Source organism: Pseudolactococcus yaeyamensis (genome assembly GCF_054658615.1).
Map to the genome: position 1 here is coordinate 26,953 of NZ_BAAGGP010000015.1, position 16,298 is coordinate 43,250.

At 33.8% G+C, this 16,298-nt stretch carries 18 protein-coding genes and 1 tRNA gene; 9 read left to right on the forward strand and 10 right to left on the reverse strand.

Annotation, left to right across the window (positions count from 1 at the left end; translation table 11 throughout):
- Positions 1 to 70: 70 nt before the first annotated feature.
- Together ACYQ21_RS04705 and ACYQ21_RS04710 are read right to left on the reverse strand one after the other, a co-directional pair.
- A tRNA-Arg gene (locus tag ACYQ21_RS04705) sits at positions 71 to 144 on the reverse strand.
- 391 nt (positions 145 to 535) lie between these two features.
- Complete coding sequence (locus tag ACYQ21_RS04710; RefSeq protein ID WP_460055784.1) at positions 536 to 1,861, reverse strand: ISLre2 family transposase; 1,326 nt, start codon at positions 1,859 to 1,861, stop codon at positions 536 to 538.
- A gap of 363 nt (positions 1,862 to 2,224) precedes the next feature.
- On the opposite strand from ACYQ21_RS04710, the gene mobL reads away from it, so the two are divergent.
- The 9 genes from mobL to ACYQ21_RS04755 all read left to right on the forward strand — a co-directional run bounded on the left by mobL (position 2,225) and on the right by ACYQ21_RS04755 (position 10,624).
- Positions 2,225 to 4,204 carry a relaxase MobL gene (gene mobL / locus ACYQ21_RS04715; RefSeq protein WP_460055786.1) on the forward strand — a complete coding sequence of 660 codons (1,980 nt, stop codon included), beginning with the start codon at positions 2,225 to 2,227 and terminating at the stop codon, positions 4,202 to 4,204.
- A 162-nt stretch (positions 4,205 to 4,366) separates the two neighbouring features.
- Entirely contained in the window at positions 4,367 to 5,485 is a 1,119-nt protein-coding gene (locus tag ACYQ21_RS04720; RefSeq protein WP_460055788.1) for a pLS20_p028 family conjugation system transmembrane protein, read from the forward strand.
- An 8-nt stretch (positions 5,486 to 5,493) separates the two neighbouring features.
- Positions 5,494 to 6,780 (forward strand): hypothetical protein, encoded by a 1,287-nt coding sequence (locus tag ACYQ21_RS04725; protein WP_460055790.1) that lies wholly within the window; start codon positions 5,494 to 5,496, stop codon positions 6,778 to 6,780.
- A 126-nt stretch (positions 6,781 to 6,906) separates the two neighbouring features.
- Positions 6,907 to 7,398: a helix-turn-helix domain-containing protein gene (locus ACYQ21_RS04730; protein ID WP_460055792.1), complete on the forward strand. Its 492-nt coding sequence runs from the start codon at positions 6,907 to 6,909 to the stop codon at positions 7,396 to 7,398.
- Between the two features lie 15 nt (positions 7,399 to 7,413).
- Complete coding sequence (locus ACYQ21_RS04735) at positions 7,414 to 7,650, forward strand: hypothetical protein (protein ID WP_460055795.1); 237 nt, start codon at positions 7,414 to 7,416, stop codon at positions 7,648 to 7,650.
- A gap of 112 nt (positions 7,651 to 7,762) precedes the next feature.
- Positions 7,763 to 8,062 carry a hypothetical protein gene (locus ACYQ21_RS04740; protein ID WP_460055797.1) on the forward strand — a complete coding sequence of 100 codons (300 nt, stop codon included), beginning with the start codon at positions 7,763 to 7,765 and terminating at the stop codon, positions 8,060 to 8,062.
- 8 nt (positions 8,063 to 8,070) lie between these two features.
- Positions 8,071 to 8,220 carry a hypothetical protein gene (locus ACYQ21_RS04745; protein WP_460055799.1) on the forward strand — a complete coding sequence of 50 codons (150 nt, stop codon included), beginning with the start codon at positions 8,071 to 8,073 and terminating at the stop codon, positions 8,218 to 8,220.
- A gap of 17 nt (positions 8,221 to 8,237) precedes the next feature.
- Positions 8,238 to 8,726 carry a hypothetical protein gene (locus tag ACYQ21_RS04750; RefSeq protein ID WP_460055802.1) on the forward strand — a complete coding sequence of 163 codons (489 nt, stop codon included), beginning with the start codon at positions 8,238 to 8,240 and terminating at the stop codon, positions 8,724 to 8,726.
- The gene (locus ACYQ21_RS04755; protein WP_460055804.1) at positions 8,723 to 10,624 is read left to right on the forward strand and encodes a virulence factor; all 1,902 of its coding nucleotides are present in this window, start codon (positions 8,723 to 8,725) and stop codon (positions 10,622 to 10,624) included. Before ACYQ21_RS04750 ends, ACYQ21_RS04755 begins: the two co-directional genes overlap by 4 nt.
- 73 nt (positions 10,625 to 10,697) lie before the next feature.
- Here ACYQ21_RS04755 and ACYQ21_RS04760 read toward each other — a convergent pair whose 3' ends face one another.
- The 8 genes from ACYQ21_RS04760 to ACYQ21_RS04795 form a co-directional block, all read right to left on the reverse strand.
- Entirely contained in the window at positions 10,698 to 11,171 is a 474-nt protein-coding gene (locus ACYQ21_RS04760; protein ID WP_460055806.1) for a helix-turn-helix transcriptional regulator, read from the reverse strand.
- A 352-nt stretch (positions 11,172 to 11,523) separates the two neighbouring features.
- Positions 11,524 to 12,177 carry a hypothetical protein gene (locus ACYQ21_RS04765; RefSeq protein WP_460055808.1) on the reverse strand — a complete coding sequence of 218 codons (654 nt, stop codon included), beginning with the start codon at positions 12,175 to 12,177 and terminating at the stop codon, positions 11,524 to 11,526.
- Complete coding sequence (locus ACYQ21_RS04770; protein WP_460055809.1) at positions 12,149 to 12,382, reverse strand: hypothetical protein; 234 nt, start codon at positions 12,380 to 12,382, stop codon at positions 12,149 to 12,151. Before ACYQ21_RS04770 ends, ACYQ21_RS04765 begins: the two co-directional genes overlap by 29 nt.
- Positions 12,383 to 12,451: 69 nt before the next feature.
- A complete protein-coding gene (locus tag ACYQ21_RS04775) occupies positions 12,452 to 13,165 on the reverse strand; it encodes a hypothetical protein (protein ID WP_460055811.1) in 714 nt (237 codons plus the stop codon).
- 2 nt (positions 13,166 to 13,167) lie between these two features.
- A complete protein-coding gene (locus tag ACYQ21_RS04780; protein ID WP_460055814.1) occupies positions 13,168 to 13,614 on the reverse strand; it encodes a hypothetical protein in 447 nt (148 codons plus the stop codon).
- A complete protein-coding gene (locus ACYQ21_RS04785; protein WP_460055817.1) occupies positions 13,614 to 15,011 on the reverse strand; it encodes an RHS repeat-associated core domain-containing protein in 1,398 nt (465 codons plus the stop codon). The genes ACYQ21_RS04780 and ACYQ21_RS04785 overlap by 1 nt, the downstream gene beginning before the upstream one ends.
- On the reverse strand, positions 15,002 to 15,394 hold the full coding sequence (locus ACYQ21_RS04790) for a hypothetical protein (protein ID WP_460055819.1): 393 nt from the start codon (positions 15,392 to 15,394) through the stop codon (positions 15,002 to 15,004). Before ACYQ21_RS04790 ends, ACYQ21_RS04785 begins: the two co-directional genes overlap by 10 nt.
- A gap of 356 nt (positions 15,395 to 15,750) precedes the next feature.
- Complete coding sequence (locus ACYQ21_RS04795; RefSeq protein WP_460055820.1) at positions 15,751 to 16,167, reverse strand: hypothetical protein; 417 nt, start codon at positions 16,165 to 16,167, stop codon at positions 15,751 to 15,753.
- Positions 16,168 to 16,298 lie beyond the last annotated feature (131 nt).

Genomic DNA, 16,298 nt, shown 5'->3' on the forward strand with positions numbered 1-16,298 from the left:
CTATAAGCTCTATTTATACCCAAACTAACAAAAAACTTCTCAGACCAAGAAGTTTTTTGTTAGTTTATAATGATCCCAGCAGGATTCGAACCTGCGACCGTTCGCTTAGAAGGCGAATGCTCTATCCAGCTGAGCTATGAGACCAAACACAACTACTAAATTTTACCAAAATTCAGCAGTTTAGTCAAATCGTTAATAAATTGGGTTTGTGTCCCTCGTCTAGTGAATAGACAATTATTCAATAATTTAAAGATATCAGACAATAGAAAAAGTTGGATTTTGCACATTTGCTCATTCCAACTTGATTTTCAATCATCATTCTGATAGAATATCTGTAATGGAATAAACAGAGTACCAATCTGTATTATTCTCAAGGCGATAGTTCGTATGACTGATCGTCTTTTTTTATTTGTTCTTCTTTGTTACCCCTATCTTAACATAAGCAAAAATAATTTGCAAGAACCAAATGTACGACAAATAAACCTTTTCATTATGAAAAAGTCATTAGAATATTCGGTTTTAGATCACTCTTTGGTTAGCTAAAATGCTTACTCACGGTTTTTGAGCGTATTGTGCCTTTATTAACTGTTGATGCAATATGACTTTTTTTGAGGTAAGCCGCTGCCGATGTTGGTAGGGCTTTCATTTTTGCATATTCCTGTCGCCAGTCGCCAAAAAATAAATCTCGTAAAGTTCCAGCTGATTTTTCTATAATCATCTTAGCCATTGTTTCAGCGCCATCCAGTGACCAATACATACCACGATGTTTCATCCTATCTGTGATTTTTACGTGCTGTGCTTCCATAATACCTATCCCTTCACGAGATAATCCCCTTAACTCCGCTGGTTTAGTATACTTAAAATTCCTAATGAGCTTATTGGCAAACTTACTAAAAATTTCTAAATCGTCATCGTTAAAAATACATCCCTCTGCTGTTTCCAATATCAACTCTGTATCTGATAAATCATGATTTTGTATCGCCGTAAATAATCTATTTTTTTTACAGTAGGAGGTATCCTTATCTTGAATTTTTTTGAAGGCCTCTTTAATTTTTATATTGAGATGATAGGCATCCCAGAAGTGTTCATGACGACACTTAAACATCGCTGCGATTTCCTCAAATGACTCTGCTGAGTAGCCCCTACCCATGTCAGAATTAGTAATAAGCAAAGTATCTGGTGTTAAGTCATAATGATTATGAATATAATCTATTGCCTCATCCCTTGCCTCTTCATGGCTTCTTGATATCGTTTCGTATTTGGCTACTGCCTTATTTCGTTTTTTTCCATATTCTTTTTCTACACCCTCATGAATAAGATAATGTGCCAAATCAGTATTAACAACTTCTTCACCATTTATCGTTTTAATCATCACACCATCACCCTCTAGGTACAACTTTTTAACTTTAACTTTTTTTATTAGGTCATCATCTTTATAATAACTAAGCTCTTTCTTTTCTTTGTGCAATTTTCGGATATATTTTTTCACCCGACAAACGACATTTTTATTAACAAAAACATTCTTTAAATTTTCAATCGTTTTTGATCCTTTACGACAAGATAAATCAGTCGAAAGTTCTGATATTTGATAAATCATCTCTTGGGAATAACGGATATTAGGTGTTAAGCCTAGATACTCATCTACTGGATAACACCACTCTTTGCCTTTACGCCAAACTTTTCGCTCAAAAGTGACGACTCCAAATGTGAAAGTGACACTTCTTTCAGCAGTTTTAATCCATTGCCACCCCGCTGCTCGTAATTCAACTGCTCTTTTTTCATCCTCCAACCTGATTCTTTCTAACATATTATCAATTTGCATCTGCTGGTATTCTTGCATTAACTCTTGTTCGTTTAGCACTCTCTATTCCCTACCCCATTTAATTTTCAATTATTTTACCATATATCACAAAAATCATCTTCATAATTATTAAATTAAAAGCCAATTTCTTCAAAAAAATGCGAACAGAATTCGCAATTTTTTTATTTTATCACTACCATAATTATAGCATTTTACGGGGTTTACCTCAATAAGTAAACATATTTTATTTACTTATTCGCTTGTAATTACTGATATATTCTATACTTTTTCACTTACAGTTCCAAATTAAAATGAGAAATGTATATGCTGAATGTTTTATAATTTTTGAAATTAGTAATTTTATATTTGTGTGTTTTTTTATCTTCATTCCGAATCTCTATAAAATATAATTCGGAGGTAGATATGAGTCCTAATATTACTGTCATGCTTGAATTTTCAAAGCCTCGTGCTGATTATATCAACTATACCAATCGAGATGAAGCGGTAGAACTTGACAACAAACGAATTCAAGATGAATTAAAAGAAGAGTTTGAATATAGTAACAAAAATTATGTCGGTTACTTAAATTATACCGATCGTGCTACTGCAACTTTAAAATCAAAAAATGCTACTGTAACGCCACTTTTCACCCAAACAGATTATCATGCAACTACTGACGATCTTACTGAGATAAAAGGAAAGCTACAACAAGCTCAACTCAATAAAAATATCATGTGGAAAATGGTTGTTAGTTTTGATAATGATTTTCTGACCAAGAATGGTATATTGAATAAAGATACAGGTGAACTTAATCAATACATCTTAAAAGATGCCATTCAAAAAACAATGCCAACAGTCATGAAACGTGAAAGCTTATCTGATGATGCTTTCTGGTGGGGGAATATTCACTTAAATACTGATAACATTCATATTCATTTGGGCATTAGCGAGATAAACTCTACTCGTCCATTTAAGGAGTTTGAAAATTATAAAGAACGCAAAGGAATGTTCTCGCAGATTACACTTCGGACAGTGAAAAGTAAAGTTGTTAATTTCCTAAAAAATCCTGAAGTCAATGCTCAAAGAGTTGTTAAAGAGCAGGTTATCGCAAGTGTGAAAAAAGAAATGCTTGGTGATATTGTTGGTTCGTCTAATCTTGCACAATATCAACAACTTTTCTATTTGCAACAGGCTTATAAAAACTTACCCCAAAATGGTAAATTAAGGTTTAAATCTAACGCCAAAGAATTTCAAACGGCTAAATCGTTCCTAAATCAATATATTGACAATTTTCTTGAGAATGACGGTAGAGAATTACATGAAAAGTTTTTGAAATCAAGCAGAGACTTCCTAGAAGAATTTCGTGATGACTATACTGAAAATTATAATCTGGAAAAATTCTTGGTTCAACGTGAAAATGTGTTTAGAGAAGAACTTGGCAATAAAGTTCTGAAATACTTGAAAAACACCCCACCTAGCACAAGTGATAAACTTTCATTTATGGATTTAAAAGATATGTCTTCAAGTGAATTATCTGGTATTGTCGAAAGTTTAACCAAAACTACAATATCCGAAAGAAAATTAGACCAAAATTTCGAACTCGGTATTGCAAAATATATGCTGAAGCAAGCGGTTTTGAAAGAAAAATCACGTGAACGGGTTGCTGAATTTCTCAAGTTAGATAAAGTTATACCAATTGAAACAGATATAGGATTTGTTGAACTGAAAAAGGATGATATTAGGTCAGAACTACAACTTCTTGAATTACGTCGCCGTCCTAAACGGAGATTAACAACAAACGATGTAAAAACTAGAAATCAACTAGTTGACGAAATTATTGATGTTGAACAAATCCCTATGGAAAAAATTAGAGATAAGCATATTCAAAAATTACAAACTGAACTGACTCTTGCAGATAAGGTTAAGGACGAAAGTTTGTTTAATATTTTTGGTAAGACAAAAAACGACTATTTAACTGCTTTGACAACAGATATTCAAATTTTACAGGTTAAACAAAAAATTGCGACAAATAATTCAGCGATACAAAAAAATAATAAAACAGAATTAAGAGGTGAAAATGCTAAATTATTTCGTGAATTAAAGTCTCTTAGAGATTTTAAGCATACTGGAAATTTGAGCCAAAACGACCCACTTTCAACTTTTACAATACGAAAGAATAGTTCAAACAGCGAAAAATTTGATAATTATCCAGATTTAGAAATGTACTCTGATGTATCCGCAAAGTCTACATTCGTTTCTCATAGTGGTACTCAATTCGTCAATGGGTTATCAAAATTTTTAAATAATAGTAATGCTGCTGAACGTCGTGCCATGATGCTAAAAGCTCGCTCTAATAGTAAAAAAAGGCGTCATGAAGACGAGGAAGATGAGCATAGTCGATAAAATATTAATTTTGATCACGAGTAATCGTGATTTTTTTGTTCCTTTTTTTATACTTCTTTTGATTATTGGGAAAATAGGGTATCAAAAACAGAAATTGAGGTAAAAAATGAACAAGGTAATAAAGAAAAAATTAACCATCAGGGGAAAGGATTAATCAATAGAATGCTATCAAAAACTTACAATGCTTGCTTTCTGATTTCTGAATTCCTGAAGCGACATCGAAAATTAATCATCCTCACTGCTACTTTACTTATTTTTACAACAATAATTGTTCCTACTGCTCTTGCTGCAGTTGATCCAAACACCAAATGGGCATCTTTTAATGATATGTTCACTGCTTATCAAACGCAACAAAGTGGTGATACTGACTTTAGTGGTAAAGTGCATGACAAACAAGGCATCTTGGCTTCATTTTACAACCAGTGGTCTAGCTATTTAACGCCAACTAATGCAATATGGGCAAAAGTGACTGGAATTGCAGCGGGCGGATTGATGAAGCTATTTTATAATATTACCGCAGGTCTTGAAACTATCTACGATAATATGTTTCGACTATTTGGTTTCTTTGACTACTTCGGTAATGACAATACCATAATAGGCTCTTTCTACAAAGGTTTTCAAAAAGTCGGAATCGCAATGTTTATCATGTTACTTGTAGCCTATGCTATCTATAACACAATCACCGCAAAACCAAAGTATAAAACGGTCTTGGCCAACTTTATTATGGTAACCTTCGTTGTGGCTGTTCTTCCAGCATCAATCACAAAAGTTGCTGGAACGGTACGTGATATTACCTATGGTGTAAAGTCTTATTCAGCTGGGGGAGCTGCTTCTCTGGATAATATGGCTATTATGCCAATTCATGATAATGTGGTTGATGTTAAAAAACTCATAGACTCAAATTTTGACAACAATAAATATCCTACGACCACTGATGGTTTATTGACAGCTGCGGTACCATCGACAGATATGAATACTATCTCTACCAACAATGTCAATAAGACTAACTTTGGTGCAAGTTTTGGTGTTACAGACATAGATTTACTTGATGACTTTGAGGATGAGACAAAAGGTTATAAAGGCTTATTCCTCCATCAACTTAATGCAAATGGAACAGGTATTTCAACCATTACAACACACAAAGTAGCTGGCGGCTTAAACAATATTGAGGAAATATATCCTAGATATAAATACAATCTCTTACCAATTATTGTTCAATACTGTGTGCTGATATTTGTCTTGTTCTCAATGATGTACAAACTAGTATTATCACACCTGTGAGAGGATATATGAGTGTTGCCTCAACAAAAGGTATTAAAGAAATTTTGTCAGGATTCGCAAGTGGTTTTGGTGGTATCATATTTGAAGTTGTCATCTTACGGATTTCATTGGAAATTATGCGAGATCTCCCAAGATTAGCTGGTAAAACTCTCGCCTCGGGTGAAGCAGTTGGCTTCTTCTCTGGAATGAATGGTCTTCAAAGTGCTATTGCAGCAATTATAGTTTATCTTGCTGTACTTAAAGTGACAATGCAAGGCTTAACAAAACTTGATGCATGGCTAGGTGTTTCGACTGGCCACCAAGATTCTACACAAAATCTCATGGGCAATTTGTTGGGTGCTGCTGCTATTACAAGTGGTGCTAGAGGGATGATAAATAGTGGTAAAAACCTCCCTCATACTCTTGCAAATGGGGCTAGAAGTGTAATGAACGCACCACATGATATTAGTCAAGGTATTAAGAAAGCAAAAAGTGCTGCTGCAAATGGAGCTAAAACTGCTCAAAGAGGGGTTGGAGGTATTGCTGGTAAAACTGCAGGTATTGCTTCCAACGTCAAAGATGCTGTCTCAGAAAGCGGTATGACTGGTGCTGTTGCTAACGCAGCAATTAATTCAGGAATGGGACAAACTGTTGCTAAAGGAGTTGATGTCGCTAAAGACATAGCTGAAGAGTCAATGGATCAAAATCGTCCACTTGCTAATGTCATTGGTGCAAAAGCTGCTAAAGGGGTTGCTAATGCCGCTATTGGCCAAGAAGGTAAAAATGCTTTCTCAGCAGCAAAAGACTCTACTAAGCAAAAATTGGCTGAACAACCTAAACCTGTTCAAGCTTATAAAGGAGCCCATGAGCAAGATGGGAAAGGTAAACACGAGGCACCTAAACCTATCCAACGTCCTAGTGTCTTTAACTCGAGTTCTCCTAATAGCAAACCTACTGGTGGAATAAATCGTTCTAGTAGTCCTGCTTTATCCCCTGAGCCATCAATAGCTGATTCTGACATTGATTCAACAGATTCTCCAATTTCTAGTAGTACACCTGTTTCCGAAAGTTCAGAAGGTGGTGGCATTACGCCTAGCACACCTTCTAAAAATAGTACTGGCGGTATCTCACCTAAAGAAGCAAGAGTTATTACTAGAAAAGAAAGGACTAAAGCTAGTCGGGCAAAAATAGCTGAAAATACTGCTAGAAATCAATCACACTTTATGAGAGGCAATCAAAATCTACAACAAAGTTTAGCTAAAATCACATCATCAAGATCACATATTCAAGGTAAAGAATTCAAGGATGACGAGTAAAATTGAAAAAAGACAGAGTTCACAAATCTGTCTTTTTTAACGCCCTAAAAGTAAATATTTTTTGTGGACTTCTCCTTCTATTTCTGATATACTTAACTTACTAATAAGACTGAAAGGAGTATGAGAATGGCTATAAGAAGAGGAGTTGATACTGTTGAGGTTGGAAACAGAATTCGAAAACTCAGAAAATCCAAAAATCTCACCTTAGAAAAATTTGGTAGTTTACTTTCTGAACCAGCTCCAAAAGGGAACGTTTTTAATTGGGAAAAAGGGTTAAGCCTACCAAATAAGAAGAGACTTGAAGATATTGCAAAAATCACTGGAACAACTGTTGATTATATACTAACTGGTATCATTAAAGCTGACGAAATTATTAGTAATGAAAAAGACTCTCCGACTATTCAAATTCCTGCACGAATTATTAAGATTGATTTTGTTCAGATGGAAATTCTTTATGAAGCAGATACTCCTGATTTTGGTGAAGGTTTTGTTATCTCTTCTGAATTTGATGAACCAGTTGCTTTTTATGAAGAATTATTATCACTAAAAAGTTCTGATGCTAATAAAGTATTCGATGATAAAAAGATAGATTATACAGAAGGTAGCATCGACTTTTAATTTTAAGGAGTTCAAATGGAAAAAATAGGAAGTATATTAACAGGTATTGTCGTATTTGGTGCTATCATTTTCTTAATAATTGTAGCCATTGGTGGTAGTTTGATAGGATTAGCTAAATCAATTGCAGCAATACTTTTCTTTGTGATCATCATACTTCTTATTCTCTACTTCTTTTGGACCTACATAATCGGATGTGGGAGTATCTTATTAATTATTTGGATTTTATATCTACTTTATCAATTCGTACACTAACCTACCTAACATAGCAATCAAGTCACGAATAATCGTGATTTTTTTGTTCCTTTTTTTCTACTACAGTTCTTTTTTGGGAAAATAAAATCAAGAAAAAAATGAGGTAACTAGTTTGAACAAAAATTATGGTATTCATCGTGGAATAGGTGAGAAAATTAAATTTTGGGGTGTTAGCATTTTTGACGGCCTTATTGTATTGGGTGCATTTTTATTAGCTGTACAAATGATTAGTTTTTTCCCGCCAACGCAATTTATTCAGATGATAATCTGGCTCATATTAACCATCCTTTTAGCAATTTTTGCGGTTCTTCCAATCAATGGAGATTCAAAAATGTGGAAGATATTCTGGATTACACTAACTCGAAAAACAGCAATGTATTTTTCGATTGAACAAGATAAAATTATTGGATAGGATAGAACATGGCAATAAATAAAAAGGCAAGAAAAACGGTTAAGAAAACCAAGCAAAAGAAAACAGCTGCAAGTCCTGAAATAAAAAAAATCTCAAAAAGATCAAAAAAATTCAAGAAATCTTCCGTAAATTTTATGCCTATCAAACGGCCCTTGTAGAATTTGGTGTTTTTGAATTGGCTCATGAATACGGCTATATCAATATACTTAGGATAAATGGTCAAGATGTTGATTCACTTGCAGAAAAAGAACTTGAATCACTCATTCAACACTACCAAAAGTGGCTGTCGCAATTTCGATATGATTTTTGCTCCTACACCACAAAACTTCCAACGGATACGAGAGAACAAATCGCCTATAAGAAGTATCTGTTAAATATTATTAATCATAAGTTAGCTCAAAAAATCAGTGACAAGGAGCGCATGACACTTCTAAAACAAAAACAGATTAATGAAGAGCAAATTGAGATTCAGGAAGCCGTCGCAAATGAAATTTACAACACTGAGTTTTTCATGTTTGTTTATGGTAAAGATACTGAAGAGGTTTTAGATGTCACAAAGAAAGCAATTCGTTACAGCAATAAATATTTTGATGTCTCTGAAATTTCAATGGATCTAAAAGAAAAAATAATCGATGATTATAATAATATTGGAGATAATAAATGATACTAGGACTCAATGAAGAAAAGAAATTTACAAAGCAAGGCTATGATCTTGATTTTATTGAAAGAGTGCAGCCACATGGCAATATCAACTTTAAAATAAGTGACTCATTTTTTCAAACAGGAAAAGGCTATCATTCTATATTGAATGTCTACCAATATCCCTCAAGAGATTTATCAGAATTATGGCTTCAAGAATTGATGTTAATCAACGGTACACGTTCTTTGATGCCAGTTAAAACAGAAGATTCTAGGGAAACTCGTAAGCAGCTCAATCATGATATCGGTGAAAAACAAACTCGAATCACTAATAATGCTAAATTACTTGATAATCAGAGAGAAATTGAAGAAATCAGTGATTTACAAACCCTAGCTTCAGAGTTGGATTCAGGTAATACACAAATGGCTGGCTTTTACACCAAGATCATTGTCTCAGCCAAGACTGAAAAAGAATTAACGGAAAGAATTTCCGAAATTATTGATACAACAAACAAATTCAAGTTCGCTATTCATCTTGGTGAACTTGATTATGAATATTCAACTCCTTTTGTGCCACCTTCACTTCATAAATTGATGCCAAACGGTCGAAAAGCTACAAAAGTCAAGTTGGATACCTTAGCTGCTGGTTATTTTTACAATCATACCTCTCTCTCTGATCCTCATGGTGACTATTATGGCTTTACTAACACCAATGGGGCAATCAACTTTGATTTGTTTCATGGGGATAAAAAAAGGACAATTCCATTTTTAATCTCAGTTGGTAAACCTAAAATGGGACAAGAAATTGTTATCAATGCACTCATTGAAAATAATTTTGCCCGTGGTAATTTTATCAGAGAAATTGACATGGACGGTACTTCTATTGAACGAACCAAAAACTTAGGTGGCATTGTACTTAGTTTATCAGGGGAAGAAAATAGAATCAACCCGTTCCAAGTCTTTCCAAATGCGACGAATAGCACTGGTGAAGTTGCTGATGAACGTCGTTCTTTTGCTATGCACGTAACTAAAATGAAAAATCTTTTACAAGCAATCAATGATTCGGTTACTGGTGATGACTTGACAGTATTTAGCACCATTCTAACAGATTTTTATATCTCAAAAGGTTTGTGGTATCGTAATCCTAACCTTCATTTGGATGAGTTACGAATTACTAAGGTAAATTCCGAAGAATGTCCTGTACTATCAGACTTTATCAATTATATCTATACCTACGAACGTAAAGCAACTTCAACTAAAAATACCAATCATCTTGTCTTGGTAAGTATTCAACGGTTCAAAACTTCATTTGAAGGTTTGGCCCAGTCTCACCCTGAAATTTTTGATGGTGTAACATTATTCCAAGATATTTCAAAGGAAAAGGTTGTATCATTTGATTTTTCAGGATTAAGCAGCGAACCTGATATCTTCAATGCGCAACTTTACTCAGTATTGAGTCTTATCGGTGCTGACATTATCAATAATAGTAAACGAAACAAACAGCTTGCAAAAGAAATAAAGCATTTTATTCCCGAACAATATCTTTTAAATATTGGAGCTGGACAAAATATTCTTGATCCACACTGCCCAATCGGTGCTCAGTACTTGGGAACTCTTTTGGAAAATATGTCAAGCAATGATGCTGGACTTATTTTATCCGTAAGAAGCTTACAAGGAATTCTTTTCAATTCAGGCGCTGATACAGGTAAAGACCCCTATGTGGTTGCAGTCAAAAAAATCTTCGGGTTAATGCAGTATCGATTATTTAATCAAGTTCCTGAAACAGATATTCCCTTACTTACTTCTGCTCTATCTGGTTCAATGACTGAAGGCGAATTAAGTTTATTGACTGGACTTGAAGAGGGCCAATTTTTCATGTCTATCGCAAATGTTCGCAACCTGTTGTTTACGATGAATCTTTGATATAAGAAAACAGCTCAGTATCATATTGTGCTGTTTTTTTATTTTGATTTTTTTGTATAAAAATTCTCTATCATTAAACTACCTGTACGTTTGTCATTTCAAGCATTCGTTGAATGCCTTCCACAAATCCTTGGACTCGTTCAAGCTCTGCGATGGTATTAACCTGGTAAATCTCACTAATGAGCTTAATAGATAAATCAATCGCCATATTTGCAAGTGGATTGGTTTGGTCTTTATAATCAATGTTCTGCTCTTTCAAGTAGCGTAAGAGATCTGCTAATACGGCTACACCCACTTCTTTAACAACTTCAATTTTTAATGCCATTTCATGGTTTTCAAACGAACTTTTCATCTTTTCTTTTCCAATAATCTTTGAGTAAGGTTCGTTAAATTTCTTTGAAATAGCAACAACTACTTTTAATGGTCCCTCAGATGACCCATTCTCATATCTAATAAGACTATTTCGAGAAACACCGATTATATCCGCAAATTCTGGTAAAGTTAAATCGTGTGTCTGTCTGATACTTCTGATGTTTTTTGAAATCATGTTTGTCTCCTTACTTTATATTATACCTAAAAAAGCATCCAGAATGGATACTTTTTATCTCTTTCCAATCAGGATAGATTTCACCATCTAAAAGGTAGTCTGCTTCTTCTGCATCATCTAAGATAACTCCTACATCCTAAATTAATTAAAAATGTTATGATTCCAAATCATCCACATCTAATAAATGAATATATCAAAAAACAGACAGATTTTTTATTTCTGTCTGCTTAATTTTTATTCCTCTACTTAATACTTGATACACTCTATTTAAAATTTTCATCAGTTTTAAAATATTGAATAATTTTAATTTTCATAATCTCATTCCAATATCTTTGTCAACATTTCAAAAACTTTACCTAAAATAGAGCTCATAATCATGGGCCATTTGTCCATAGAAATCTCTATTTTTTTTATTTTCAAATATTATCGGAAGACTTAAATCATAGCCAGACTTAAGAATTAATGGAAATTTTGAAAAATATATACTATTCCACAAAATTTCTCTAAGAAATCCTTTTAAAAATAATTTTAGGATATTTAAATCTTCAATAGCGTATACCGAATTTTCGGCACTATTTACAATATTTATTTGACTAAGTAGAATAAATGTGTCAATTTTATCTAATTGGCTACTTTTCTTCATCATAAATTCTAGTAGCTTTTGCTTATTAGTTATATTACCAAAGTCCACATAAGCTTTTCTGTCATTAGCTTCAAAAACCTTTTCAATAAATTTTAAATATTTATCTTCTTGGCTTAATCTAAAATACTCATTTGACAATAAATCTAATCTAGCATCATCAGATTCCATAGTTTCTTTAAAAACATCTAAAGTAAATACTTGATACTTTTCACGTGCTATATCTAACATTTCATCATAGTCAGATGTGTTAGCATACAAACTATATAATTCATCACCAAAGTCTAAAGATTGAAAATCTACCTTGATTAATTCTGGAATTATTCCATCAGAAAGTTTAATCTCTAAGTCTTTTTCTATTTTCATCATATGTCCCCTCTCTTTTATCATTTTCAAAATCTCTTTTATTTTTATACTTTTTCCATTTACTACCACCATGTGCTGAGCCTTCATCTTCCGACCAAATGTTTCCGTTTTCGTCTTCATAATTGACCGTCAAGACGATAGATAAAGGTTTCCGTTTTGCCATTGGCTGTGAAAAGGTCATGGAAAGTATATTTATACTGTCCATGACCTTTTCTTCATTATTGATATAATAAAAATTTATATGCTAAAACATTTTTTGTTTCCTTATATCTTGCTAGAATAGAAATCTAGTCAATTGAACAGATAACCGATTATCAAAATAAAATACTCTCCCTTTACTCGAAAATTCAATACTTTGATTTTCCATTTTTTCAAAAGATATTTTTTCTTGCATCACTATTGTTTCTATACCATGTGCCTCTTCTTTCTCTATTGCAAAAACATAATTATGTTCTAGTAAAAAATCTACAACCTGTTTCGTGAATTTCTCACCATTCTGATTTATTGACTGTATCAGGTCAAAATCTCCAACAGAAATATCAAATAGAATTTGGCTCACAGCATCGCTTATTCTGTTTCTAAAATAAACTTCTTTTGACATAATTGAAATGTAAAAATCATTATTCGATTTCTCACAATACACTAGAATCAGTCCTTCTCTTAAAAAAGATGTTGTCAGTATTTTTTCATTCTGTCGTTCGTGCCAGACAATATATTTACTAATTTTTAAATACGGATTATCCCAGTCTTGTTCAACACTAACTGTATCAAGTGATAAAACACTTTTATCGTTTGATAAATTACCTAAAATTATATCGCACTTAAGAAACATTTTATGTTTTAATTCTAGTGAGACAATATTCATGACTTCAATAACATCTTTCAAAAAAATAACTTTTCTATTTAAGAGCTCAGTTATTTTTTCATCATGAATACCATTCCTATCTAGTTCAAGTTCAAACTGAGTATGTTCTTCATCCGATTTCAATATCACACCTCCTTAACAATCACTAAATAGCGAAAGTATCGCTCTTCTTCTTGATCATAATCAAAAGAAATATAGTTTTTAACTTTTTTTTGTTTTTCTTTCCAATTATTTAAAAGTAAATATCCAGAAACATCAACTTTTTGACCTAAAAATAGCTCAGGTGGCGTCAAGGAATAATCAACAAGTTGCCAAAAACTATTCTCCCAATTTTGAACTCGTTTTGAACTGCCACAATTAATTTTTAAAACAATTTGAATATCTCTAATCCCTTTGCTATTCAACATTTCACAAACAACATTTAAAAATTTTAAACACTCTTCATAAGTGAAAAGTTTTTGATTAGCAAAATAATCAATATGTTCATGATAAATTTTATCTTTTTCTAAAATCCAGTCATCTAAAAATTGGTTAATGATACTATGCTGTAGATTTAAAATGCTTTCTCTCATCACTCAGGAACCCCCCAACCGATTTCTTTTAGCCATTTTTTTATAGCATTAGTCAATTTTGGAGGAGTACCACTACCATTATGTCCCCATGAACCATCTCGATTTAAAGTCCATCTTGAATCATCAAAATGCAAATGGTCTTGAGCATCTTCAACATCTTCAACATCTTCAACATCTCCAAAACCTTTGTCTGCCCGCTCTACACCATTAGGGGTTTTACCTTTCTTAATTTGCTCATTTATACCATTAGTCGAAAGGTTTGAATTGTTACTTCCAGAGTCTCCACTTCCCTTAGCCGCCGCAATACCAATCGTACCTGCTAAAACAGCGTCTAGTGAAACATTGATAGTCGTCGCACCAACAACACCAAAACTTGCTGTGCCTCCTCCTGTTATCGTCCAACCTAATGTTGGTATAGTTACAGGTAAAGAAGTACCTCCTGTAAGGAATGCCAGACCTGCTACTCCTAAAAGAGTTAAAAGAATTTTATCAGTAGTCGTAAATTCTCTATTTGTGGCATTGCGAGCCTCTTCCAAACTCATCCAAGTCTCATGACCAGCTCCATCGCTGATACGATAACGACCATTCTTATCAGGCTTGCCAAAGGCTCTCTCTAAGTTTGCTCTTTCACGTTCAGTTTCTGATTTAAGTTTATCTGCTTCATCACACTGTTTCTGGATACGTATTTCGCCTTTTTTACGTGTCTCTTGTGCGGTCACATTTGCCATGTATTGAGCAAACTGAAGAGGGTTATTTAAATCAAATACCTGACCATTGATTACCGCATTCTGTGAGGTTTGTCCGTATAAGGAATTGTTGCCTAGAGGATTAGGTTGTGGTGTCCAACCACCGAAAGGTTGCCCACCTCCGCCTCTTCCACCAGATGAAGAAGATGAACCGCCTCCAGTAAAGAAGTTGACAACTGGCTGAACAATATTCTTATTAACCCAATTTGCCCCTGATTGTACAGCTTTGACAACGGGTTTAACAATATATCTATCAACCGCTTTTGCAACTGCTTTTACTGCCTTCTTAACACCATTAACAATGTCATTCCAACCAAAACGTCCCGCATCATCACGATACATGAATGGATTGTTATTACCATAGATGTATTTATTCTGCGTGGTTGGATTGTTAAGGCTACCTAAAACAGTATCTTGTTGTAAGAATCGCCCAGTATTGGTGTTGTATTCTCTGGCTCTCAGATGAATATCTGCGCTATTATCATGGTACTGACTTCTGTAACCTGCTTGGTCGTTGATTCGGCGCTCACTTGAACCAAATTCCTTGTAAAGGTTACTTGAATATAGTCTACCATTTTCTTTAGAAATTTGCGTGATATTGCTCTTCAAACCATCTTGATGATAAGTGTCAAGGTCATTACCTATCGCCATGCCCTTGTTGTCGTCTTGACTTTCTTATCATAGTTGGTGTACTGCTCTTGCAGTGGGCTGACATAGGTTTGCGTATAGTCATTCAGATACTCAATCGTGTCAATCATCACAGTCGTATCCACTGCTTTTTTCAGTTTTTCTTCTGTGACTTTTCGACGATTCACATCATGATCAATACGCCATGTGCGGTCTTTGATAGGTAAGCACCGCGCTAGAAACTCTGGCATCTTGACGAGTTTCGTCAAAATATCCGAAAGTGTGATATCACTTTCTTCAAGACGGAGTTGGGCTTCTCTGTCTGTTGCTTTCATCCACGACATCATGTCTGTTTTGAGTTTACGGTCGTACTCATTTGCCGTGCCTTTAGAAATGCGATTGCCCAAGGCATCATAGGTGTAGTAGGTTTGTTTGCCCCAAGTTGAACTTTCTTGGATTAAACGACCTTCGACATCATACTGATAAATCGTGACTTCGCCTAAACTGCTACGTTTTTGACTGACATGACCGTTGGCGTCATACTCGTAAGTTGCGCCCTTATCACTTGTGATTTCTAAGAGTTGGTTGTCCGCATTGTTTTGCCACTCTTGAATGGCTAGGATCAGGTTTAAAGTAAGTTCTTATATTACCATCGAGGGAAACGACGGAAAATTCATTTGTTGATTTATTATAAGGCACTTTATCTCCATATTATAAAGCATTACGTAAACCTTGCAATATTTACTCGACAATTTTCAAGTCTTTACTGTTCTAAATTTAGACATATTTTATTTCCAACTTTTTCTAAATGTGAGAATATATTTTTTCCAAAACTTTCCAATAATCCTATCTCTGTTTCTATATACAATGAAGTTGTATTATAATACTGTCCTTCAACTTGAACCATTGATATATTAATAAAGATATGTCCTTGTTTATTCATTGGTAAAATACTAAATTCACACTCAGTATTACCGTTTTCCAAAGATATTCCCCACTTTATTTTCTTTTCCTCTGCTGAATTGGAAACAAAATCTGAAGTAAAATTGGAAAATTCTATTAAAGAATCTTGTTGAAGATAGCAAGTTTTTTTTGCTGAAATATATTCATTTTTAACTAAGATTTCTATTTCAAACATTTCTTCATCTTCCCAAATTTTTTCAAAAGATATGTTACTCATAAATCCTCCTCGTATAATATATTCTAGTAGTGATTAACCACTACGATTTTTACCTAATTGATATTAATTTTCACTTGACTACTGAGCCGTTTCTCAGAGATAATAGTTCTGGAATGGACTCACGGATTTTG

Excerpts from the sequence above, each read along its gene's own strand:
- mobL (WP_460055786.1), top strand. The coding sequence starts at position 2,225 with ATGAGTCCTAATATTACTGTCATGCTTGAATTTTCAAAGCCTCGTGCT.
- ACYQ21_RS04720 (WP_460055788.1), top strand. The coding sequence starts at position 4,367 with ATGCTATCAAAAACTTACAATGCTTGCTTTCTGATTTCTGAATTCCTG.
- ACYQ21_RS04725 (WP_460055790.1), top strand. The coding sequence starts at position 5,494 with ATGAGTGTTGCCTCAACAAAAGGTATTAAAGAAATTTTGTCAGGATTC.
- ACYQ21_RS04730 (WP_460055792.1), top strand. The coding sequence starts at position 6,907 with ATGGCTATAAGAAGAGGAGTTGATACTGTTGAGGTTGGAAACAGAATT.
- ACYQ21_RS04735 (WP_460055795.1), top strand. The coding sequence starts at position 7,414 with ATGGAAAAAATAGGAAGTATATTAACAGGTATTGTCGTATTTGGTGCT.
- ACYQ21_RS04745 (WP_460055799.1), top strand. The coding sequence starts at position 8,071 with ATGGCAATAAATAAAAAGGCAAGAAAAACGGTTAAGAAAACCAAGCAA.
- ACYQ21_RS04755 (WP_460055804.1), top strand. The coding sequence starts at position 8,723 with ATGATACTAGGACTCAATGAAGAAAAGAAATTTACAAAGCAAGGCTAT.
- ACYQ21_RS04760 (WP_460055806.1), bottom strand. The coding sequence starts at position 11,171 with ATGATTTCAAAAAACATCAGAAGTATCAGACAGACACACGATTTAACT.
- ACYQ21_RS04765 (WP_460055808.1), bottom strand. The coding sequence starts at position 12,177 with ATGAAAATAGAAAAAGACTTAGAGATTAAACTTTCTGATGGAATAATT.
- ACYQ21_RS04770 (WP_460055809.1), bottom strand. The coding sequence starts at position 12,382 with ATGGACAGTATAAATATACTTTCCATGACCTTTTCACAGCCAATGGCA.
- ACYQ21_RS04780 (WP_460055814.1), bottom strand. The coding sequence starts at position 13,614 with ATGAGAGAAAGCATTTTAAATCTACAGCATAGTATCATTAACCAATTT.
- ACYQ21_RS04785 (WP_460055817.1), bottom strand. The coding sequence starts at position 15,011 with ATGGCGATAGGTAATGACCTTGACACTTATCATCAAGATGGTTTGAAG.
- ACYQ21_RS04795 (WP_460055820.1), bottom strand. The coding sequence starts at position 16,167 with ATGAGTAACATATCTTTTGAAAAAATTTGGGAAGATGAAGAAATGTTT.